22 protein-coding genes and 3 tRNA genes are annotated in these 20032 nt (G+C 71.7%); 20 read left to right on the top strand and 5 right to left on the bottom strand.

Annotated elements, in window-relative coordinates; genetic code table 11:
- From FH715_RS21730 to FH715_RS21685, 10 genes are all read left to right on the top strand, one after another.
- Positions 1–277 (top strand): ATP/GTP-binding protein (locus FH715_RS21730; RefSeq protein WP_211367732.1); only part of this gene is annotated, 277 nt, incomplete at its 5' end.
- Positions 278–579: 302 nt separating this feature from the next.
- Positions 580–3609, top strand: a complete 3030-nt coding sequence (locus tag FH715_RS21725; protein WP_246108878.1) for a sensor histidine kinase — start codon at positions 580–582, stop codon at positions 3607–3609.
- Positions 3610–3619: 10 nt separating this feature from the next.
- Complete coding sequence (locus tag FH715_RS21720; RefSeq protein WP_062206445.1) at positions 3620–4033, top strand: roadblock/LC7 domain-containing protein; 414 nt, start codon at positions 3620–3622, stop codon at positions 4031–4033.
- 104 nt (positions 4034–4137) lie between these two features.
- Positions 4138–4818, top strand: coding sequence for a DUF742 domain-containing protein (locus FH715_RS21715; RefSeq protein ID WP_139647922.1), 681 nt, complete (start codon positions 4138–4140; stop codon positions 4816–4818).
- Positions 4799–5392, top strand: a complete 594-nt coding sequence (locus FH715_RS21710) for a GTP-binding protein (RefSeq protein ID WP_139647921.1) — start codon at positions 4799–4801, stop codon at positions 5390–5392. The genes FH715_RS21715 and FH715_RS21710 overlap by 20 nt, the downstream gene beginning before the upstream one ends.
- Before the next feature lie 170 nt (positions 5393–5562).
- Positions 5563–6345 carry a fumarylacetoacetate hydrolase family protein gene (locus FH715_RS21705; protein WP_139647920.1) on the top strand — a complete coding sequence of 261 codons (783 nt, stop codon included), beginning with the start codon at positions 5563–5565 and terminating at the stop codon, positions 6343–6345.
- Complete coding sequence (gltX, locus tag FH715_RS21700) at positions 6338–7813, top strand: glutamate--tRNA ligase (protein ID WP_139647919.1); 1476 nt, start codon at positions 6338–6340, stop codon at positions 7811–7813. The genes FH715_RS21705 and gltX overlap by 8 nt, the downstream gene beginning before the upstream one ends.
- A gap of 148 nt (positions 7814–7961) precedes the next feature.
- Positions 7962–8033, top strand: a tRNA-Gln gene (locus tag FH715_RS21695).
- 33 nt (positions 8034–8066) lie between these two features.
- Positions 8067–8139, top strand: a tRNA-Glu gene (locus tag FH715_RS21690).
- Between the two features lie 25 nt (positions 8140–8164).
- A tRNA-Glu gene (locus FH715_RS21685) sits at positions 8165–8237 on the top strand.
- 62 nt (positions 8238–8299) lie between these two features.
- Here the strand turns inward: FH715_RS21685 and FH715_RS21680 are convergent.
- On the bottom strand, positions 8300–8959 hold the full coding sequence (locus tag FH715_RS21680; RefSeq protein ID WP_139647918.1) for a MerR family transcriptional regulator: 660 nt from the start codon (positions 8957–8959) through the stop codon (positions 8300–8302).
- Between the two features lie 190 nt (positions 8960–9149).
- Here FH715_RS21680 and FH715_RS21675 point away from each other — a divergent pair, with 190 nt between their 5' ends.
- Positions 9150–9620, top strand: coding sequence for a DUF4188 domain-containing protein (locus FH715_RS21675; RefSeq protein ID WP_139647917.1), 471 nt, complete (start codon positions 9150–9152; stop codon positions 9618–9620).
- Positions 9621–9696: 76 nt separating this feature from the next.
- Here FH715_RS21675 and FH715_RS21670 read toward each other — a convergent pair whose 3' ends face one another.
- On the bottom strand, positions 9697–10431 hold the full coding sequence (locus FH715_RS21670; RefSeq protein WP_139647916.1) for an IclR family transcriptional regulator: 735 nt from the start codon (positions 10429–10431) through the stop codon (positions 9697–9699).
- 163 nt (positions 10432–10594) lie between these two features.
- Here FH715_RS21670 and leuC point away from each other — a divergent pair, with 163 nt between their 5' ends.
- The 5 genes from leuC to FH715_RS21645 all read left to right on the top strand — a co-directional run bounded on the left by leuC (position 10595) and on the right by FH715_RS21645 (position 14014).
- A complete protein-coding gene (gene leuC, locus FH715_RS21665) occupies positions 10595–12019 on the top strand; it encodes a 3-isopropylmalate dehydratase large subunit (protein ID WP_139647915.1) in 1425 nt (474 codons plus the stop codon).
- A 3-nt stretch (positions 12020–12022) separates the two neighbouring features.
- Positions 12023–12616, top strand: coding sequence for a 3-isopropylmalate dehydratase small subunit (gene leuD / locus FH715_RS21660; RefSeq protein WP_139647914.1), 594 nt, complete (start codon positions 12023–12025; stop codon positions 12614–12616).
- A gap of 124 nt (positions 12617–12740) precedes the next feature.
- The gene (locus FH715_RS21655) at positions 12741–12992 is read left to right on the top strand and encodes an SCO5555 family protein (protein ID WP_139647913.1); all 252 of its coding nucleotides are present in this window, start codon (positions 12741–12743) and stop codon (positions 12990–12992) included.
- 126 nt (positions 12993–13118) lie between these two features.
- Positions 13119–13700 (top strand): HU family DNA-binding protein, encoded by a 582-nt coding sequence (locus tag FH715_RS21650; protein WP_139647912.1) that lies wholly within the window; start codon positions 13119–13121, stop codon positions 13698–13700.
- 110 nt (positions 13701–13810) lie between these two features.
- On the top strand, positions 13811–14014 hold the full coding sequence (locus FH715_RS21645) for a hypothetical protein (protein WP_097232995.1): 204 nt from the start codon (positions 13811–13813) through the stop codon (positions 14012–14014).
- Positions 14015–14121: 107 nt separating this feature from the next.
- Here the strand turns inward: FH715_RS21645 and cofC are convergent, their stop codons facing one another.
- A complete protein-coding gene (gene cofC, locus FH715_RS21640) occupies positions 14122–14769 on the bottom strand; it encodes a 2-phospho-L-lactate guanylyltransferase (RefSeq protein WP_139647910.1) in 648 nt (215 codons plus the stop codon).
- A 218-nt stretch (positions 14770–14987) separates the two neighbouring features.
- Between cofC and FH715_RS21635 the strand changes: the two genes are divergently transcribed.
- From FH715_RS21635 to FH715_RS21625, 3 genes are read left to right on the top strand one after another with little or no spacing between them, the layout of a single operon-like run.
- Positions 14988–15749, top strand: coding sequence for a lysophospholipid acyltransferase family protein (locus FH715_RS21635; RefSeq protein WP_139647908.1), 762 nt, complete (start codon positions 14988–14990; stop codon positions 15747–15749).
- On the top strand, positions 15746–16747 hold the full coding sequence (locus FH715_RS21630; RefSeq protein ID WP_139647906.1) for an NAD(P)H-dependent glycerol-3-phosphate dehydrogenase: 1002 nt from the start codon (positions 15746–15748) through the stop codon (positions 16745–16747). Before FH715_RS21635 ends, FH715_RS21630 begins: the two co-directional genes overlap by 4 nt.
- A 34-nt stretch (positions 16748–16781) precedes the next feature.
- Positions 16782–17936, top strand: a complete 1155-nt coding sequence (locus FH715_RS21625) for a D-alanine--D-alanine ligase family protein (RefSeq protein WP_139647903.1) — start codon at positions 16782–16784, stop codon at positions 17934–17936.
- A gap of 46 nt (positions 17937–17982) precedes the next feature.
- Here the strand turns inward: FH715_RS21625 and FH715_RS21620 are convergent, their stop codons facing one another.
- Entirely contained in the window at positions 17983–18564 is a 582-nt protein-coding gene (locus FH715_RS21620; RefSeq protein ID WP_139647901.1) for a DUF3515 domain-containing protein, read from the bottom strand.
- 20 nt (positions 18565–18584) lie between these two features.
- Positions 18585–18818 (bottom strand): Lrp/AsnC family transcriptional regulator, encoded by a 234-nt coding sequence (locus FH715_RS21615; protein WP_139647899.1) that lies wholly within the window; start codon positions 18816–18818, stop codon positions 18585–18587.
- Positions 18819–18955: 137 nt separating this feature from the next.
- Here FH715_RS21615 and FH715_RS21610 point away from each other — a divergent pair, with 137 nt between their 5' ends.
- Positions 18956–19945, top strand: a complete 990-nt coding sequence (locus tag FH715_RS21610) for a thiamine-phosphate kinase (RefSeq protein WP_139647897.1) — start codon at positions 18956–18958, stop codon at positions 19943–19945.
- Positions 19946–20032 lie beyond the last annotated feature (87 nt).

The following is a 20032-nucleotide window of genomic DNA, read 5'->3' as shown; positions in this document are numbered from 1 at the left end:
GGTGCGGGGTGCGATCGGGGCGATCGTGCTGGTGGACACCAGGAGGTTGGCTGACTGTTTTCCGGCGGTCGACTACTTCGAGAACAGCGGTCTGCCGTTCGTGATCGCGTTGAACGGTTTCGACGGGTACCAGCCGTACTCGCCCGAGGAGGTGCGGGAGGCGTTGCAGATCGGTCCCGACGCGCCGATCATCACGACGGACGCGCGGCACCGCGCGGAGGCGAAGAGCGGTCTGATCACCCTCGTCGAACACGCCCTGCTGGCGCGACTGCACTGAGTGCCACGACGGCTCAGCCACGTGTTCTCGCACACGTTCCTTGGGGGTTCGTAACGATTCGGCCGGTAGTCTCCCGGGACGATGTCTACGCGTGGCGAGCGGCCCCTCTCGCTCCGCGTGCGATCTCGTCGTTATATGTCATCTCCGGGGAGGAATGCCCGAATTCGGGGTGTCTCGCCTCGGTGGCGTGCGGGCGACCACGGGGATTGGAAACTCTTCCCCAAGCGTGCTGGAATCCACACGACTCCACAGTCACGGCGGCCGACCGCTTCGGCCGCCACTGTCGAGAGGTGAGATAGCCAGTGAGCCGCAGCAGCGCGACTCCCACGGGTCCGGGGGAAGCGAAGGGCCCCCGCGACCCCCACCGGGGCGACATCGGCCTGCCGGGCGTGCCCGCGTCGGACGAGGCGGCGGGTTCCCGCTTCGCCCCGCGCAACTGGCGGGTGGCCACCAAGCTCTACGCGATCCTGATGATCCCCGTGGTCGTCGCCCTCGTCCTGGCCGGACTGAGGGTCGGCGGATCCCAGTCGACCTGGCGCGAGGCGCAGGACGCCGAGCGCGTCGCCGAGCTGGTGCGCGCCTCGACGGCCTACGCGCACGCCCTGATCGACGAGCGCGACGTCACCGCCCGCCCGATGCTGGAGGGCGACCGGGAGGCGCGGGCCGTCGAGGAGGCGCAACGGATCACGGACGAAGCGCGCGACGAGTTCCACGCGCGCTGGGAGGAGACCCCGCACACCGAGAGCCTGCTCCACCGCATGGAGGGCGTCACCGAGGTCGAGCCGCAGCTGGAGACGTTGCGCCAACGCGCCTACACCGACCAGCTCTCCGGCGTGGAGACCGAGGAGGGGTACGTCACCGTCCAGCACCCGCTGATGTCCTTCGCCAACGAGCTCGGCCTGGGCGCCGACAACCTCACCACCTACGGCCGCACGGTCTACGCGCTCTCGCTGTCGAAGGCCGCCAGCTCTCTGCAACGCGCCATCGGCACCCACCTCCTGGTCGCGCCGGGCCCCGGCCAGGCCGACCGCCAGCTCCAGCTGACGTCGTTCAGCTCGTACGCCTACCTGGAGGGGATCGCCAAGGCCGAGTACGGCTCGGCCGGAACCCCGCAGGACGTGGAGCGCCTTGAGGAGCGGCTGGCCAGGGCGAACGAGGAGGCGGCGGCCGACGCCCCCAGCGCCCAGAGCCTGACGGTGATGGTGCAGATGATCGGCTCGGGGGCCGACCCCGAGGAGCTGGCCGAGCAGGGCCTGACCCCGGAGGCGTGGTTCGCCGCCGCGACCGCCGAGTTCGACGCCTACCGCGACATCGAGCTGGAGCTGGTGGACGCGGCGGTCGACGAGGCCCGCGACATCGCCGCGTCGGCCCGCAACGAGATGCTGTTCAACGCGGCGGCCGTGCTGGCCGCGCTGCTGCTGGCGTTCGTGGTCGCCGGCCTGATGGCCCGCTCGATGAGCCGCGACATGCGCAAGCTGCGCACCGCCGCCTTCGACGTCGCCGGCCGCCGGCTGCCCGCGGTCGTCGACCAGCTCTCCCAGGTCAACCCCGGCCGCGTCGACACGGCGGTGACCGCGACCCCGGTCTCCAGCCGGGACGAGATCGGCGAGGTCGCCCGCGCCTTCGACCAGGTCCACCGCGAGGCCGTCCGCCTCGCCGCCGAACAGGCGCTGCTGCGGGGCAACGTCAACGCCATCTTCACCAACCTCTCCAGCCGCAACCAGGGCCTGATCGAACGCCAGTTGGGGCTGATCTCGGAGCTGGAGTCCCGGGAGGCCGACCCCGAGCAGCTGGAGAACCTCTTCAAGCTGGACCACCTCGCGACCCGGATGCGGCGCAACGGCGAGAACCTGCTGGTCCTCGCCGGCGAGGAGATGGAGAACCGCTGGAACCAGGCGGTTCCCCTCGTCGACGTGCTGCGCGCCGCGGCCTCCGAGGTGGAGGACTACGCCCGGATCGAGACCACCGGCGTGCCGCCCTGCGAGATCCACGGCGGCGTCGTCAACGACCTCGTCCACCTGCTCGCCGAGCTGCTGGAGAACGCCACCTCGTTCTCCTCCCCGCAGGCGAGGGTGACGGTCACCGCCACCCGGCTGCCCGACGCCCGGGTGATGATCGAGATCCACGACAAGGGGATCGGGCTGAGTCAGGAGGACTTCGCCGAGATCAACCGGCGCCTGGCCGCCCCGCCCACCGTGGACGCGGCGATCTCCCAGCGCATGGGCCTGTTCGTGGTCGGCCGGCTGGCCGCCAGGCACGGCATCAGGGTGCAACTGCGGCCGTCCGGCGAGCAGTCGGGCACCACCTCGCTGGTGATGCTGCCCGAGGAGATCACGCACGGTGGCGGGGGACAGACCCCCGAGCGCGAGGAGAGCTTCACCGTCTCCCGCATCATGGAGGACGAGACGGGGATCTCGGCGGCCGACCGCGAGGCCGGTCTGCGCACCGCCGCCGAACTCGGCTTCGACGACACCCGCTACGGCGACCCGGCGCCCGTCACGCCCGAGCCGACCCCGCCGGGGTTGCCGACCGGTCCGGTCGGACAGGCGTCTGGTTCCGGCCAGTCCATGGGCGACACGATGCGACTGGACCCGATCGGTGGTGACCGGAAGCGACCGTCCGGCGGCGGTTGGACCGGTCCCACCCACCCCGGCCCCGGTGGAGCGCCCACGCCCCCCGGCGCGTCGGCGCCCCACCCCGCGCGACCGGCCGCCCCACAGGGCGACACGGCCCCGGAACCGCAGGCGCCGCCGACCGGTCAGGGCGCCTACGCCGCAGGTGGAACGGGTGCGGGACCGTGGCAGCAGCCGCAGGGACAGAAGCCGGCCATTCCCCAACAACCGCGCTTCGACGCCTTTTCACGCTCCGCCGATTCGAGCCAGGATGGTCCCGGGAACCGCGCACAGCGCGTAGGCTTCCCTGCGTCGGGCCCGGTCGGAGCGGACCAGGCACCGGCGAACGACCAGGGGCTACCCCGTCGTGTACCACGTCACCAGCGGCCCGAGGAGGAAACGGCACAGGGCCAGGGATGGGAACCCCAGCCCGAGGCACCGCAGTGGGATCGCGGGCCGCGCCGCGAGGAGCGCACCGGCGGCACCACGTCGTCCGGACTCCCGAAGCGGGTGCCCAAGGCCAACCTGACGGAACACTCTTCCTCCGAGCCCACCGCAGCCGGTGGGCCGCAGATCTCCCGCGACCCGCAGGACGTGCGCGGCCGGCTGAGCAGCCTGCGCCGCGGGGTACAGCAAGGACGCGGCGCCGGCTCGGGCCGGGGCACGCGGAACGACGAACGGGATCAAGGTCCCGGTCACACCTACGAGCAGGAGCGTTAGTGTGAGCCCGATGAGCCAGGCGGCGCAGAACCTCAACTGGTTGATCACCAGTTTTGTGGAGAACACCCCGGGGGTGTCGCACACGGTGGTGGTGTCCGCCGATGGTCTTCTTCTGGCGTTGTCCGAGGGGTTTCCGCGGGATCGTGCGGATCAGTTGGCGGCGGTGGCTTCGGGGCTGACGTCGTTGACGGCTGGTGCGTCGCGGATTTTCGAGGGTGGTGCGGTGAATCAGACGGTGGTGGAGATGGAACGGGGGTTCCTGTTCATCATGTCCATCTCGGATGGTTCGTCGTTGGCGGTGTTGGCGCATCCGGAGGCCGACATCGGTCTGGTGGGTTATGAGATGGCGTTGCTGGTGGATCGTGCCGGTACGGTCCTGACGCCCGATCTGCGTGCGGAACTGCAGGGAAGTCTGCTCAACTAGCGGGCTCCGTGTGCGGATTGGGGCCGCGCACCATAGGGTGCGGGGACGTGGCAGAGCGGTGAACGCGGTATCGGTGGACAGCGAAGGCAGTCGGAGGAGGAATCGTGGCAACGCCCTCAGGTGGACCATACGGTGACGAGTACCCAGGGCAGCAGCCGCATGACGGCGGGCAGATGGGACGCTTCAACTTCCCCTCCACCCCCAGCGGCGGACAGCGCCCGGCGCCCGAGCGGCGCCCGGCCCCCGAGCCGCGCCCCGCTCCCGAACCCCCCGCGCACCCGCGGCCACCGCAGCACGAGGCGCGTCCCTCGACCCCGTCAGGGAACGCGCATCCGACGGAGGCCGGCCCCCGCCGGCGTCCCGAGCCCACCGTCCCGGCCCAGGCCGACGACTGGTCGGTGCCACGGGCCGGCAACCGTCGCCGTCCGCAGGAGGGCGAGGCACCGCAGCCACTGGTGCGTCCGTATGCGATGACCGGCGGACGGACCAGGCCGCGTTACCAGCTGGCGATCGAGGCGCTGGTCTCGACCACCGCCGATCCGATGCGGCTGCAAGGGCAGCTGCCCGAGCACCAACGGATCTGCCAGCTGTGCTACGAGGTCAAGTCCGTCGCCGAGGTTTCCGCGTTGCTCGCCATCCCGCTGGGGGTCGCCCGGATTCTGGTGGCCGATCTGGCCGAAGCCGGGCTTGTCGCCATCCATCAGCCGGGCCACGACGGGGAGCCCGGCGGTCAGCCAGATGTGACACTGCTCGAAAGGGTGCTCAGTGGACTTCGCAAGCTCTAACGAGGCGGGTCTTTCCGCGCCGTCCCGTTCGACCACCTCAGCGAAGATCGTGATCGCGGGTGGGTTCGGCGTGGGTAAGACCACGTTCGTGGGGTCGGTTTCGGAGATCAATCCGCTGCGGACCGAGGCGGTGATGACGTCGGCGTCGGCGGGGATCGACGATCTGACGCATACGGGGAACAAGACGACGACCACGGTCGCGATGGACTTTGGTCGGATCACTCTTGATCAGGATTTGATCCTTTATCTTTTTGGGACGCCTGGGCAGGATCGTTTCTGGTTTATGTGGGATGACCTGGTGCGGGGTGCGATCGGGGCGATCGTGCTGGTGGACACCAGGAGGTTGGCTGACTGTTTTCCGGCGGTCGACTACTTCGAGAACAGCGGTCTGCCGTTCGTGATCGCGTTGAACGGTTTCGACGGGCATCAGCCGTACTCGCCCGAGGAGGTGCGGGAGGCGTTGCAGATCGGTCCCGACGCGCCGATCATCACGACGGACGCGCGGCACCGCGCGGAGGCGAAGAGCGGTCTGATCACCCTCGTCGAGCACGCGCTGATGGCCCGCCTGCGCTGACGCCTCCCCTCCGCACTCCCGCACGCCTCCCGAACGCCCGGTTCGGGAGGCGCCTGCTTTTTGACGCGCGCCGGTGTCCTAGGCTGTGGGGCGCAGGTTTTATCCAGGCGTGAGCCGGGCTCGGCCAGGGTTTTCGCCACTTCGAGCAGGCCAGTGAGGGACTACCCAGCGTGCGCATCGCCAGATTCTCCATCGACGGAACCGTCGGGTTCGGCGTGGTGGAGGGGGAACCGACCGACGAGGGCGGGCTCCGCCTCGACATCATCAAGGGCCACCCCTTCGCCGAGTTCGAACGCTCGGGGCACCTGGTGCCGCTGAGCGAGGTCAGGCTCCTGCCGCCCGTGCTCCCCAGCAAGGTGGTGGCCATCGGCCGCAACTACGCCGAGCACGCGCGGGAGATGGGGAACGAGGTGCCCGACGTTCCCGTCACCTTCTTCAAGCCCTCCACCTCGGTCATCGGCACCGGCGACGAGATCCGCTACCCGTCGATCTCCTCCGACGTCCACCACGAGGCCGAGCTGGCCGTCGTCATCGGGCGGCTCTGCCGCGACGTGCCGAGGGAGCGGGTTCGCGAGGTGATCCTGGGCTACACCTGCGCCAACGACCTGACCGCGCGCGACGTCCAGCAGCGCGAGAAGCAGTGGGCCAGGGCGAAGGGCTTCGACACCGCCTGCCCCCTCGGCCCCTGGATCGAGACCCAGCTCGACCCCGCTGACCTGGCCATCATGTGCACGGTCAACGGCGAACAGCGACAGTTGGGGCGCACCAGCGAGATGGTGCGTTCCGTGGAGGATCTGATTGTGCACATCACGGAGTCGATGACCCTGCTGCCGCAGGACGTCATTCTCACCGGAACCCCGGCCGGCGTCGGCCCCGTGCGGGACGGCGACGAGGTCGCCGTGAGCATCGAGGGCATCGGCACCCTGACCAACAAGGTGGTGCGCCGTGGCTGACGTCAGGGTCCGCTTCTGCCCCTCGCCGACCGGCGACCCGCACGTCGGGCTGGTCCGCACCGCCCTGTTCAACTGGGCCTTCGCCCGCCACCACGGCGGCACGCTGGTGCTGCGGATCGAGGACACGGACGCGGCGCGCGACTCCGAGGACTCCTACCGGGCGCTGCTGGACTCGTTGCGCTGGCTGGGCCTGGACTGGGACGAGGGCCCCGAGGTGGGCGGCTCCCACGGGCCCTACCGCCAGTCGGAGCGGATGGACATCTACGCGGACGTCGCCGCCAGGCTGATCGCCGCCGGCCACGCGTACCACTGCTACTGCACGGCCGAGGAGTTGACCGCCCGGCGCGAGACCGCCAGGGCCGAGGGCCGGCCCTCCGGCTACGACGGCGCCTGCCGGGCGCTGAGCGAGGAGCAGGCCGCCGCGTACCGCGCGGAGGGCCGCGAGCCGATCGTCCGCTTCCGGATGCCGGACACCGAGATCACCTTCGACGACCTGGTCCGCGGCGAGCTGACGTTCTCCCCGGAGAACGTCACCGACTACGGCATCGTGCGCGCCAGCGGGGCCCCGCTGTACACCCTGGTCAACCCGGTCGACGACGCGCTGATGGGGATCACCCACGTGCTGCGCGGCGAGGACCTGCTCTCCTCCACGCCCCGGCAGATCGCGCTCTACCGGGCGCTGGCGGAGATCGGCGTGGGCGGCGGCGGGGTGCCGGCGTTCGGGCATCTGCCGTACGTGATGGGCGAGGGCAACAAGAAGCTCTCCAAGCGCGACCCCCAGTCCTCGCTCAACCGCTACCGCGAGGCCGGCTTCCTCCCGGAGGGGCTGCTCAACTACCTGGCGCTGCTTGGCTGGTCGCTCGCCGAGGACCGGGACGTCTTCGGCCTGGACGAGCTGGTCGCCGCGTTCGACATCGGGGCGGTCAACGCCAACCCGGCGCGCTTCGACCTGAAGAAGTGCGAGGCGATCAACGCCACCCACATCCGGGAGCGGCTCACGGTCGAGCAGTTCGTCGAGGCGTGCCAGCCGTGGCTCACCGCCCCGCACGCGCCGTGGAGCCCGGAGCGGTTCGACCCGGAGGCGTTCGCGGCGCTCGCCCCGCTGGCGCAGACCCGGGTGACCGTGCTCTCGGACATCACGGCCAACGTGGACTTCCTCTTCCTGCCGGAGCCGGCGATCGACGAGGCGTCCTGGGCCAAGGCGATGAAGCCGGGCGCCGACGCCGTGCTGGCCGCCATCCGGGAGGGGCTGGCGGGGCTGGACTCCTGGACCGCCGAGCCGCTGAAGGAGGCCGTCCTGGCCGCCGGTGAGGCCCACGGGCTGAAGCTCGGCAAGGCGCAGGCCCCGCTGCGGGTGTCGGTCACCGGGCGGACCGTGGGCCTGCCGCTCTTCGAGTCGCTTGAGGTCCTGGGGCGCGAGCGCACCCTGGCCCGGGTCGACGCCGCCCTCGCCCGGCTGGCGGCGTAGGAACGAGGGGGACGGGGCGCCCTCGGGAGCGATCTCGTTTTGGTGCACCGTCCCCCATCGGGTAGTGTTCTTTCTGCCGCTGAGGGGGCCAACACCCCGAAGTACAGCGGTCACCCAAGCAAAACCCCCACTCGGGGTTGCGTTTCGGTGGGCTATGGTGTAATTGGCAGCACGACTGATTCTGGTTCAGTTAGTCTAGGTTCGAGTCCTGGTAGCCCAGCGCGATCTTGTATTGAGCAGTTCACAGGATCATGCCCCCGTTGTGTAGCGGCCTAGCACGCTGCCCTCTCAAGGCAGTAGCGCCGGTTCGAATCCGGTCGGGGGTACGGAGATCGTCAGGTCTCTGCGTGGGCCCCCGTTGTGTAGCGGCCTAGCACGCCGCCCTCTCAAGGCGGTAGCGCCGGTTCGAATCCGGTCGGGGGTACATGATCGAAGAGCGGCCTTCCGCCCAAGGGGCGGGGGGCCGCTCCTCGTTGTGCCGACCGCTCATTCCGGCGCCTCGTCCGGGTCCTCCCCGCCGCTCAGCAGGCGGCTGGCCCGCTCGGCCTGGGCCAGCCGCCGCAGGCTCAGCAGCACCGGCTCGTAGAGCACGGTGAGCGCCACGGCGGCCTCCAGCTGCGTCGTGGGCGCCGCGAACTCCTCGACCAGCGCCAGCTCGTGCTCGGCGAGCCGCTCGGCCAGCTCGCCGTAGGGCAGCAGCGCCTCCCCGTCGCAGGGGTAGCCGAGCCTCAGCAGCGCGCTGACGGCGGAGACCAGCGCCTGGTGCGCCGGGTTCCCCGGGACCACGCGCCAGCCGAGCCGCCGCTGGACCTCGACGGCGACCCGCTCCGCGGTGGGCGCCTCCTCGTCGTCGTCCGCGGGGGCAGGGAGCGCCTGGGGGAGCGCGGCGACCGCCGTGCCCATGCGGGAGAGCTGGTCGAGCGAGGCGTCGTCGACGGCGGCCAGCACCCCGCGCGCGTCGGCGACGGAGACGCCGCCGACCTGTATCAGCGCCCGCACCAGCTGGAGGCGGCGCAGATGCTCCTCGTCGTAGTCGGCCTGGGTGCTGCTGACCCGGTGGCCGGGTGGGAGCAGGCCCTCCCGGAGATAGAACTTGATCGTCGCCGTCGACACCCCGCTGCGTCTGCTCAGCTCCGCGAGCCGCATCTGGAACCCCCTTGCGCGATCGATAGGAGAGTGACACTATCCAATCATGGATAGCGACGCTATCCAAAGTGTGTCCGGGGCGTTGGCCCGCTCTTCTCGCCGTTCTCGCGGTCGGGTTGGCGGGGCGTGCGCGGGCGGACGTGGACAGGGAGGCGGGGCGTCGATGGCGTCGGGGATCGTGCGGGGACGGATGACGGCTCGGAGTGACGAGCCGCTGGTGGTGTTCCTGGTGGGTATGCGGATCAACCGCCTCTGGCGGTTGCGTGAGTGGTGGTCCCCGATGCGGGCCATGACCCGGATGTTGCGGGAGCTGTCCCGTGAGCCGGCGCGCGGGATGCTCGGGTACCGGCTGTGCCTCGGGTCGCCCAGGGAGCTGTTCGTGGTGCAGTACTGGTCGAGCGTGGAGGCGCTGACCGCGTACGCCGCCGCGTCGGACGGCGAACACCGCCCCGCCTGGGGCGAGTTGAACCGTCAGCTCAAGGCCGGCTCGCGGATCGGTTTCTGGCACGAGACGTTCGTGGTCCCGGCCGGCTCCGCCGAGTCGATCTACACCAACATGCCCCCGGCCGGCCTCGGCGCGGCCTGGGAGCTGATACCGGTCGCCCGGCGCGGCGAGTCCCTTCCCCAGCGGATGGCCGCCGCCGCGGGCGGCGCGGAGTAGCGGGGGCTGCTCCCGCCCGCGGCCCGAAGGGCGGCCGGGGCGCGGCGGGTGACGGGGGTGGGTGCCCGGTCGGCGGTCAGCCGGCGGTGCCGCGCTTGAGCGCCTCCGTGAGGCGTCCCGCGGCCTCCAGCAGGGCCCCCGCGTGCATCCTGCCCGGGTGTCGGGAGAGCCGTTCGATCGGGCCGGAGACGGAGACGGCGGCGACCACGCGGTTGGACGGGCCCCGGACGGGCGCCGAGACGGAGGCGACGCCGGGCTCCCGTTCGCCGATGGACTGCGCCCAGCCGCGCCGGCGCACCCCGGAGAGGGCGGTCGCGGTGAAGCGCGCGCCCTGGAGGCCGTGGTGCAGCCGCTCCGGCTCCTCCCAGGCGAGCAGGATCTGCGCGGCCGAGCCGGCCTTCATCGGCAGCGCGGAGCCCACGGGCACGGTGTCCCGCAGCCCGGAGAGGCGTTCGGCGGCGGCGACGCAGATCCTGCGGTCGCCCTGGCGCCGGTACAGTTGGGCGCTCTCGCCCGTCACGTCGCGTAGTTGGGTCAACACGGGTCCGGCCGTCGCCAGCAGCCGGTCCTCGCCGGCCGCGGCGGCCAGCTCGGCGAGCCGGGGGCCGAGTACGAAGCGGCCCTGCATGTCGCGGGCCAGCAGCCGGTGGTATTCGAGAGCCACGGCCATCCGGTGCGCGGTGGGCCGCGCCAGTCCCGTCGCCCCGACCAGTCCGGCCAGGGTGGCGGGCCCGGACTCCAGTGCGCTGAGCACCAGCGCCGCCTTGTCGAGGACGCCCACTCCGCTGGAATCGCCACGAGAGTTGTCCATGAAACGATACTCGCGTCTCACAGTGTGAAACGCAAGTTCCTTTTCCCCACGAAGACGCCACTCTGGGTTCCATGCTCGGCGACGCGTGCCGGGCGGGCCACCGCCCCGCACCCGGGGGAGCGGGCGGCGGTATGGGATTCAGCGGCGAGCCCGGAGGGACGCGATGGGACGGACACTGGCGGAGAAGGTCTGGGACGATCATGTCGTCCGGCGGGCTGAGGGCGAGCCCGACCTGCTCTACATCGATCTCCACCTGCTTCACGAGGTGACCAGCCCACAGGCGTTCGACGGTCTGCGCAAGAGCGGCCGGCGCGTGCGCCGCACGGACCTGACCCTCGCGACCGAGGACCACAACACCCCGACGCTCGACATCGACAAGCCGATCGCCGACCCGGTCTCCCGTACCCAGCTGGAGACCCTCCGGAAGAACTGCGGGGAGTTCGGCGTGCGGCTGCACCCCCTCGGCGACACCGAGCAGGGCGTGGTCCATGTCGTCGGCCCGCAGCTCGGGTTGACCCAGCCCGGCACCACCGTCGTCTGCGGCGACAGCCACACCTCGACCCACGGCGCGTTCGGCGCGTTGGCCTTCGGGATCGGCACCAGCCAGGTCGAGCACGTGCTGGCCACCCAGACCCTGCCGATGGCGCCGTTCAGGACGATGGCGGTCACCGTCAACGGCGAGCTGCCCGAAGGGGTGACGGCCAAGGACCTGATCCTCGCGATCATCGCGCGGATCGGCACCGGCGGCGGTCAGGGGTACGTCATCGAGTACCGGGGCGAGGCCATCGAGAAGCTCTCGATGGAGGCCCGGATGACCATCTGCAACATGTCGATCGAGGCCGGCGCCCGCGCGGGCATGATCGCCCCCGACGAGACCACCTTCGCCTATCTGCAGGGCCGCGACCACGCGCCCGAGGGCGCGGAGTGGGACGCGGCGGTCGCCTACTGGCGCACGCTGCGCACCGAGGAGGACGCGGTCTTCGACCACGAGGTCGTCATCGAGGCCGCCGAGCTGGCCCCGTTCGTGACCTGGGGCACCAACCCCGGCCAGGGCGCGCCCCTGAGCGCCTCGGTGCCCGACCCGGGCTCCTTCGCCGACCCCGGCGACCGGGTGGCCGCCGAGAAGGCGCTGGAGTACATGGGGCTCGTACCCGGCCAGCGGCTGCGGGAGATCGCCGTGGACACCGTCTTCGTCGGCTCCTGCACCAACGGCCGCATCGAGGATCTGCGCTCGGCGGCCGAGGTGTTGCGCGGACGGCGGATCGCCGACGGCGTGCGGATGCTGGTCGTTCCCGGCTCGGTGCGGGTCGCGCTCCAGGCGGTCGACGAGGGCCTGGACCGGGTCTTCGCCGAGGCGGGCGCCGAATGGCGGCACGCCGGCTGTTCGATGTGCCTGGGGATGAACCCCGACCAGCTCTCGCCGGGCGAGCGCTGCGCCTCCACCTCCAACCGCAACTTCGAGGGCAGGCAGGGCAAGGGCGGGCGCACCCATCTGGTCTCCCCGCAGGTCGCCGCGGCGACCGCGCTCACCGGTCACCTCGCCTCGCCGGCCGACCTGGCCGACGTCCCCACCCCCGCGGAGGTCTGAGAGATGGAAGCCTTCACCACCCACACCGGCCGGGCCGTTCCGCTGCGCCGCTCCAACGTGGACACCGACCAGATCATCCCCGCCCACTGGCTGAAGAAGGTCACGCGCGACGGCTTCGAGGACGGGCTCTTCGAGTCCTGGCGCAGGGATCCCGAGTTCGTGCTCAACCAGGAGGCGCACCGGGGCGGCACCGTTCTGGTCGCCGGGCCGGACTTCGGCACCGGCTCCTCCCGTGAGCACGCGGTCTGGGCCCTCCAGAACTACGGCTTCAAGGCGGTCATCTCCCCGCGCTTCGCCGACATCTTCCGCGGCAACTCGCTGAAGAACGGGCTGTTGACCGTCGTGCTGCCGGCGGCGACGGTCGAGGCGCTGTGGGAGCTGGTCGAGCGCGAGCCGGACAGCGAGGTGACGGTGGACCTGGTCGCCCGCCGGGTCACCGCGCCCGGGATCGAGGCCGATTTCGACCTTGACGAGAACGCTCGCTGGCGTCTGTTGGAGGGGTTGGACGACATCTCGCTCACTCTTCGGGAGGAGGCGGCCATCGCCGACTTCGAGAGCCGACGCCCCGTCTACAAGCCCCGTACGCAGGCAGTCTGACGTTCCGTCACCTCCACGCCCCCGTCGGTCCGACCGGCGGGGGCGTCCCCATGTGTGCAGGCGCGACACGGGCGTTGGGGGGCTTAGAGGGCGATAACCGGCCCAAGGTGGCACAATCGGCCGCATGGAACGCGACGGTCAACTCGAACTCTACGATCGCGTCGCCGCTCGACTGAAGGACGCGCACCGCACGGTGCGGGATCTGCAAGTGCCCGAGGACGTACGGCGGGCCCTGACCCGGAGGCTGCTGGTGATCACCGCGGCGTCCAAGCAGGACCTGCCCGCCGCGGCCCGCCGGCTGGAGCGGTTGATGGCGGACGTGGACGAGGGGCGACTGCCCTCGGACATCACCGGCGGCCATGACGGAACTCCGTGACGGGTCGAGTTCGTTGCGACACAAGGGTGATTCGCCCGTTTCGCGTTTGATTTGCGGAATATATCTGCCTAACGTGCGAAAAAGCTTGAACACATTCGTTCCAGCAATGCCTGCGAAGGGGAAGACGTGAACAAGGCGCAACTCGTAGAAGCGATTGCGGACAAGCTCGGCGGTCGTCAGCAGGCGGCCGACGCCGTGGATGTCGTGCTCGATGCCATCATCCGCTCGGTCGTCTCGGGGGAGAGGGTCTCGGTCACCGGCTTCGGCTCGTTCGAGAAGGTCGACCGGCCCGCCCGCTACGCGCGCAACCCGCAGACCGGCGAGCGGGTTCGGGTCAAGAAGACCTCGGTGCCCCGCTTCCGCGCGGGACAGGGGTTCAAGGACCTGGTCGCGGGGACGAAGAAGCTCCCCAAGAACGACGTCGCGGTCAAGAAGGCCCCCAAGGGCAGCCTGAGCGGCGGCACCACCGCCAAGAAGGCCGCCACCAAGAAGGCCGCCGCCAAGAAGTCGGCCGCCAAGAAGTCCACCGCCAAGAAGTCGACGGGGCGCGCCAGCGCGGCCAAGAAGACCTCCGCGAAGAAGACCACCACCAAGAAGGCCACCGCCAAGAAGGCCCCGGCCAAGAAGACGACCGCCAAGAAGGCTCCGGCCAAGCGGGCGTCGTCCCGTGCGACCACCGCCAAGAAGGCCACCTCGCGCCGCCGCTGACGGTCCCGCACGTCGCCCGCGGGCCGGACTCCCCGAACCGGAGCCCGGCCCGCAGCTGTTTCTCCTCCCGCCCCGCCGACGGGGCGGGGCCCAGCGGCTAGGCTCGCCCCATGCAGGCCACCGCTTACACCTTCGACCCCGAGACGCGCGCCGGCAGCGTTCTGCTCGACGACGGCACGCCGTTGGAGTTCGACGCGGCGGCCTTCGACGCGGGCGGGCTGCTGTTCCTCCGACCGGGGCAGCGGCTACGCGTCGAGGTCACCGGCGAGGGCGAGGCGCGCAGGGTCGGCTTTCTGACACTCCAGACGTTCTAGACGCTCCAGATGTTCTGGACGTTCCAGATGTTCTGAACGTTCCCGTCCCTCCCGTCGTTCCGGATGCCCGGGGCCGCGGTCCCCGGCGCGCGGGTGCCGCCCGCTCCTCAGGCCGACAACGCGTCGGCCAGTCCGGGGAGTTCGCCACAGCGCTCCGCCGTCGCCCGCCCGACCCCGAGCTCCAGCGCCGCCCGCAGGTCGGCCGCCGTGTCCACGTCCTGGCGCACGCTCTCCACGCCGGACGTAGACAACTCCACCGCCCCGGACGCCAGGTGTCGCCGCCGCGAGGCCCCGCCGAAGGCCGGCGCCAGCGCCGCCGGCGGCCGGGCCGCCAGCAGCGTGGTGCCGATCCCCGCCGCGTCCGGCAGAAACGCCCGCCCGTGCCCCGCGGCCTCCGTCAGCACCCGCGTCAGCTCCGTGGGACGCAGCGCCGGCAGGTCCGCGTTGAGCGCGGCGAGAGCCCGTCCCGGCAGCGCGGCGGCGCCGTGCGCGAGCGCCGCGTTCAGCCCCGCGTCCGGCAGGTCGGGAATTACGCGGGCGCCGAGCGCCGCGACACGGCGCGACGCGAGCGGGTCATTGGTGACAACCGCCACATCCCGCACCGCCGCCGCGGCCAGGGCCGCCGCCACCGTGTCCTCGGCGAAGGCCAGCGCCAGCGCCCGCCGGTCGCCGTCGGGCACCGCTCCCGCCAGTCGGCTCTTGGCCGCTCGCAGGGGTTTCAGGGGGACGACGAGCGTCCACTCACAGTCGCGCACCGGGTCATTCTCCTCTCATGCCCACGTTCCGGAACGTTCGCCGCCGCCGGCCCGGCCCGCACACGCGTGCGGTGGCGCGGGGTGGCGCGGACTAGGGTGCCGGGGTGACGGTGATGGCGCGGCGTGGGGCGCTGGACAGCGCCGGGGCCCGCGACCACACTTGGGCGGCCGTCCGCAGCTGGCCGCGTCGGATCAGTGCAAGAGGAGATGGTGACCGAGTGTCTCGCCGCAGAATCGGCTTCTGGTACCGATTCGCAGCATTTGTGGTAAAGCCGATGCTGCGGGTCTTCTTCAAGCGGGACTGGCGCGGAATGGACCGCATTCCGGCCGACGGAGGATTCATCACGGTGGTGAATCACAACTCGTATCTCGATCCGCTCTCCTACGCGCACTACCAGTACAACACCGGCCGCGTGCCGCGATTCCTCGCGAAGAACGCCCTCTTCCAGCACGGCATGGTGGGCCGCTTCATGCGCGGCACCCACCAGATCCCGGTCTACCGCGAGACCAACGAGGCCGCCGACGCCTACCGCGCCGCCGTCAGCGCCGTGCGCGCGGGGGAGTGTGTCGCGTTCTACCCGGAGGGCACCCTCACCAGGGACCCCGACCTCTGGCCCATGGAGGGCAAGACCGGCGCGGCCCGGGTCGCCATGACCACCAGGGCCCCCGTCATCCCCGTGGCCCAGTGGGGCGCGCACGAGGCGATGCCCCCGTACGCCAGCGCACGGCGGCTGCGGCTCTTTCCCCGTAGGACACTGGTGGTGGTGGCCGGCGAGCCCGTGGACCTGAGCGAGTTCCACGGCCGCGAGCCGAGCGCCGAGCTGCTGCGCGAGGTGACGGACCGCATCATGGACGCCATCACGGCACTGCTCGCCGACATCCGCCAGGAGACGCCGCCGGCCCGGCGTTTCGTCCACCGCAGGGCGCCGGTGGAACGGCCGGCTGAGCCGAGCGCGCCCGACAAGGAGAAGGCCGAGTGACACACGTCGCCGTCTACGGCAGCGGTTCCTGGGGGACCGCGTTCGCCGCCATCCTGGCCGACGCGGGGTGCCGGGTGACGCTCTGGGCGCGCCGCGAGGAAGTCGTGGCGTCCATCAACGCCGAGCGGATCAACGCGGACTACCTCCCCGAGCTGCGCCTGCCCGAGGGGGTGCGCGCCACCACGGACTTCGCCGAGGCGGCCGAGGGCGCCGAGTTCGCCGTGCTCTCCGTTCCCTCCCAGACGCTCCGGGAGAACCTGGCGCGCTGGGGCGGGGTGCTGCCGGCCGACGCCGTGTTCGTCTCCCTCATGAAGGGCGTCGAGTTGGGCACCGCCAAGCGGATGAGCGAGGTGGTCGAGGAGGTCGCCGGCGTCGGCCCCGAGCGGGTCGCCGTGCTCTCCGGGCCGAACCTCGCCGGCGAGATCGCCCAACGGCAGCCCGCCGCCGCCGTCGTCGCCTGCCGCGACGAGTCCGTGGCCCGCCGCCTCCAGGCCGCCTGCCACACCCCGTACTTCCGCCCGTACACCAACACCGACGTCGTCGGCTGCGAGCTCGGCGGCGCCGTCAAGAACGTGATCGCGCTCGCCGTCGGCATCGCCGGGGGAATGGGCCTGGGCGAGAACACCAAGGCGGCGCTGATGACCAGGGGGCTGGCGGAGACCTCGCGACTGGGGCTGGCGATGGGCGCCGACCCGCAGACGTTCGCCGGTCTCGCCGGCATGGGCGACCTGATCGCCACCTGCTCCTCGCCGCTCTCCCGCAACACCACCTTCGGCACCAACCTCGGGCGCGGCATGTCGGTGGAGGAGACCATCGCGGTCACCCGGCAGACCGCCGAGGGCGTCAAGTCCTGCCGTTCCGTACTGGACCTGGCGCGGCGTCACCATGTGGAGATGCCCATCACGGAGACGGTCGTCGGCATCGTGCACGAGGGGACCTCGCCCCGGGTCGCGGTCAAGGAGCTGATGTCGCGAACCGCCAAGGCCGAACACCGCTGACGACCGCCGTCACGTTAGGTAGCCTCGGAGGGTGATGAGCAGCGAGTCCTCTTCCCCCGCTCCCTCCGAGCGCAGCAAGCCCCGCGTAGCCGTGGTCTTCGGCGGCCGAAGCTCCGAGCACGCGATCTCCGTGGTGACGGCAGGCGCGGTGCTGCGGGCCATCGACCGGTCGCGTTACGACGTGTTGCCCATCGGCATCACGACGGAGGGCCGGTGGGCGCTCACGGCCGACGAGCCGGAACGGATGGCCATCGCCGACCGGGCGTTGCCGAGCGTGGAGGGCATCGCCGAGCCGGGTGGCGGCGGGGTGCTGCTTCCCGTCGACCCGGGGCGCCGCGAAGTCGTCTACGCGGAGCAGGGCTCCGTGCCCAAGGACCTCGGCGAGGTCGACGTGGTGCTGCCCGTGCTGCACGGCCCCTACGGCGAGGACGGCACGCTCCAGGGGCTGCTGGAGATGTCGGGGGTGCCCTACGTCGGCGCCGGGGTGCTCGCCTCGGCCGTCGGCATGGACAAGGAGTACATGAAGCGGGTCTTCGCCTCGTTCGGCCTGGCCGTCGGGCCCTACCTGGTGATCCGCCCCCGCGAGTGGGCCACCGACCCGGACGGCGCGCTGGCCCGGATCGAGGGGTTCGCCGCCGAGCACGGCTGGCCGGTCTTCGTGAAGCCGGCCAGGGCCGGCTCCTCGATGGGCATCACACGGGTCACCTCGCCCGAGGGGCTGCCCGACGCGCTCGCCGAGGCCCGGCGGCACGACCCGAAGGTCGTCATCGAGGCGCAGCTGACGGGCCGCGAGATCGAGTGCGGGGTCCTGGAGTTCGAGGACGGCCCGCGCGCCAGCCTCCCGGCCGAGATCCCGCCGGTCTCCACCCACGACTTCTACGACTTCGAGGCCAAGTACATCGACTCGGCCGAGGGCATGGTGCCGGCGCCGCTGACCGAGGAGCAGACGGCCGAGGTGCGCCGGCTGGCCGTCGAGGCGTTCGAGGCGGCCTCCTGCGAGGGGCTGGTGCGGGCGGACTTCTTCCTGCTGGAGAACGGCGAGTTCGTCATCAACGAGATCAACACGATGCCGGGCTTCACACCGATCTCGATGTTCCCCCGGATGTGGGAGGCGACGGGCGTCGACTACCCGGAGCTGATCGACCTGCTGATCCAGGCGGCGCTGCGCCGCTCCACCGGGCTGCGGTAGGGCCGGGCGCGGGCGGCGGCGCGGGGCCGGGGGGCAGCCCCGGGGGTCAGTGGTGGTGCCCGTCCCCGTCGTGCCCCTCGTGCGCGTCGTCGGGCTCCTCCGGGTCGTCCGGGTCGTCCTGCCGGTACAGCTCGCTCAGCGGTATGTGCCGGTCGATCGGGGCGGCCACGTCCAGCAGCGGGTTGACCTCGGGGGCGTAGGAGTCGGGAACGGTCATCTCGACCAGCACCTCCCGTTCGGTGGTGGTGAACCGCTTGGCCCCCGACTCCTCCTCCAGCAGCCACGACACCTCGTTGACACCCACCACGTCGGCGTGCGCGGCCTCGTACTCGGGGGTGCCGGGCGTGAGTTCGGCCGGCGCCTCGACGCCGCAGCGCAGCACGATCCCGGGCTCGCCCCAGACCGCCGCGTACGGGGACGGCTCGTCCAACTCCCGCCGCTCCTGGCCGTCCACGACATCCGGCAGGTCCTCGGCCAGCGCGCGGCAGGCCGCCGCGGCCTCGCCGCCCGGCTCCGGCACCCGCACGTCGGCCGCCCCCGACCCCGGGGAGCAGGCCGCCAGCAGCAGCACGAGGGCGGCGGGCGGCAGGGCGCGGCGCACGGCGGCGGCCGGGGGGCGAGCGGTCACGTCGCGAGCATAACGAGCGGCTAGAGATGGACCACCGGGCAGGTCAGGGTGCGGGTGATTCCCGGCACACGCTGCACCTCGGCGACCACGAGCAGGCCGAGTTCGTCCACGGAGGGAGCCTCGGCGCGGGCGATCACGTCGTACGGGCCGGTGACGTCCTCGGCCTGGACGACGCCGGGGATCTCCGAGATGACGTCTGCCACGGTGGAAGCCTTGCCCACCTCGGTCTGGATCAGGATGTACGCCTGTACCACGGGTCCTCCACAGCGGCTTCGAGGAGCGGGGGCGCTACCGTAGCGCGTCATGACCTGCGTCGGGAGAGGCGTTCCGGGTTGGTCGGGCGGATTGAGGCACAGGTCGGCGCAGAACAGAGCACGAGGAGAGGCTTCACGTGAAGGGCAGTGTGGGGGCGCTCGGGGAGTTCGGGCTGATCCGGGAGCTGACCTCCCGGATCAGCGGTACCCCGGCGGTACGGCTGGGTCCGGGGGACGACGCCGCCGTGGTGGCGGCGCCCGACCGGCGCGTGGTCGCCAGCACCGACATCCTGGTCGAGGGCAGCCACTTCCGCCGCGACTGGTCCACCGCCTACGACGTGGGGCGCAAGGCGGCGGCGCAGAACCTCGCCGACATCGCGGCGATGGGGGCCACCCCGAGCGCCGTGCTGCTGGGACTGGTGCTGCCGGCCGAGCTCCCGGCGACCTGGCCAGTGGAGTTGATGGACGGCATCCGCGACGAGTGCCAGGTCGCGGGCGCAGGGGTCGCCGGCGGCGACGTGGTGCGGGGCGACACCGTGATCGTCTCCATCACCGCGCTGGGCGACCTCGCCGGCCGGGAGCCGCTGACCAGGACGGGCGCGCGGCCGGGCGATCTGGTCGCCGTCACCGGCTGGTTGGGGTGGTCGGCCGCCGGGCACGCGGTGCTCTCCCGGGGGTTCCGCTCCCCGCGCGCCTTCGTCGAGGCCCACCGCAGGCCGGAGCCGCCCTACCCGGCGGGCCCGGCGGGCGCCGCGCTGGGCGCGACCTCGATGACCGACGTCAGCGACGGGCTGATCGCCGACCTCGGGCACATCGCCCAGGGCAGCAAGGTGCGCATCGACATCGCCTCCGCCGCGTTGGACATGCCCGCGCAGATGAACGACATCGGCCAGGCGGTCGGCGTCGACCCGCTCCAGTGGGTGCTCACCGGCGGTGAGGACCACGCGATAGTGGCCACGTTCCCGCCGGAGACCAAGCTGCCGGCGCGGTGGCGGATCATCGGCGAGGTGCTGCCCAGCCGGGGCAGGGGCGCCCCCGCGGCGCCCGAGGGCGCGCCGCCGCCGCGGGTGACCGTGGACGGCGAGCCGTGGGAGAACGCGGGCGGCTGGGACCACTTCGCGGGCTGAACGGGCTGAACGGGCTGAACGGGCTGAACGGGCGCGGCGGGTGTGCGCAGGTGCGGTCCGGCCGGGCCCGTCGGAACGGGGCTCCGG

The sequence above is a fragment of the Streptomyces sedi genome (assembly GCF_006335015.1).
Classification (GTDB): domain Bacteria; phylum Actinomycetota; class Actinomycetes; order Streptomycetales; family Streptomycetaceae; genus Streptomyces; species Streptomyces sedi.
This window is presented reverse-complemented; position numbering and strand designations above follow the sequence as displayed.

Excerpts from the sequence above, each read along its gene's own strand:
- leuD (WP_139647914.1), top strand. The coding sequence starts at position 12,023 with ATGGAAGCCTTCACCACCCACACCGGCCGGGCCGTTCCGCTGCGCCGC.
- FH715_RS21645 (WP_097232995.1), top strand. The coding sequence starts at position 13,811 with ATGCAGGCCACCGCTTACACCTTCGACCCCGAGACGCGCGCCGGCAGC.
- FH715_RS21625 (WP_139647903.1), top strand. The coding sequence starts at position 16,782 with ATGAGCAGCGAGTCCTCTTCCCCCGCTCCCTCCGAGCGCAGCAAGCCC.
- FH715_RS21655 (WP_139647913.1), top strand. The coding sequence starts at position 12,741 with ATGGAACGCGACGGTCAACTCGAACTCTACGATCGCGTCGCCGCTCGA.
- FH715_RS21680 (WP_139647918.1), bottom strand. The coding sequence starts at position 8,959 with ATGCGGCTCGCGGAGCTGAGCAGACGCAGCGGGGTGTCGACGGCGACG.
- leuC (WP_139647915.1), top strand. The coding sequence starts at position 10,595 with ATGGGACGGACACTGGCGGAGAAGGTCTGGGACGATCATGTCGTCCGG.
- FH715_RS21675 (WP_139647917.1), top strand. The coding sequence starts at position 9,150 with ATGACGGCTCGGAGTGACGAGCCGCTGGTGGTGTTCCTGGTGGGTATG.
- FH715_RS21720 (WP_062206445.1), top strand. The coding sequence starts at position 3,620 with ATGAGCCAGGCGGCGCAGAACCTCAACTGGTTGATCACCAGTTTTGTG.
- FH715_RS21670 (WP_139647916.1), bottom strand. The coding sequence starts at position 10,431 with ATGGACAACTCTCGTGGCGATTCCAGCGGAGTGGGCGTCCTCGACAAG.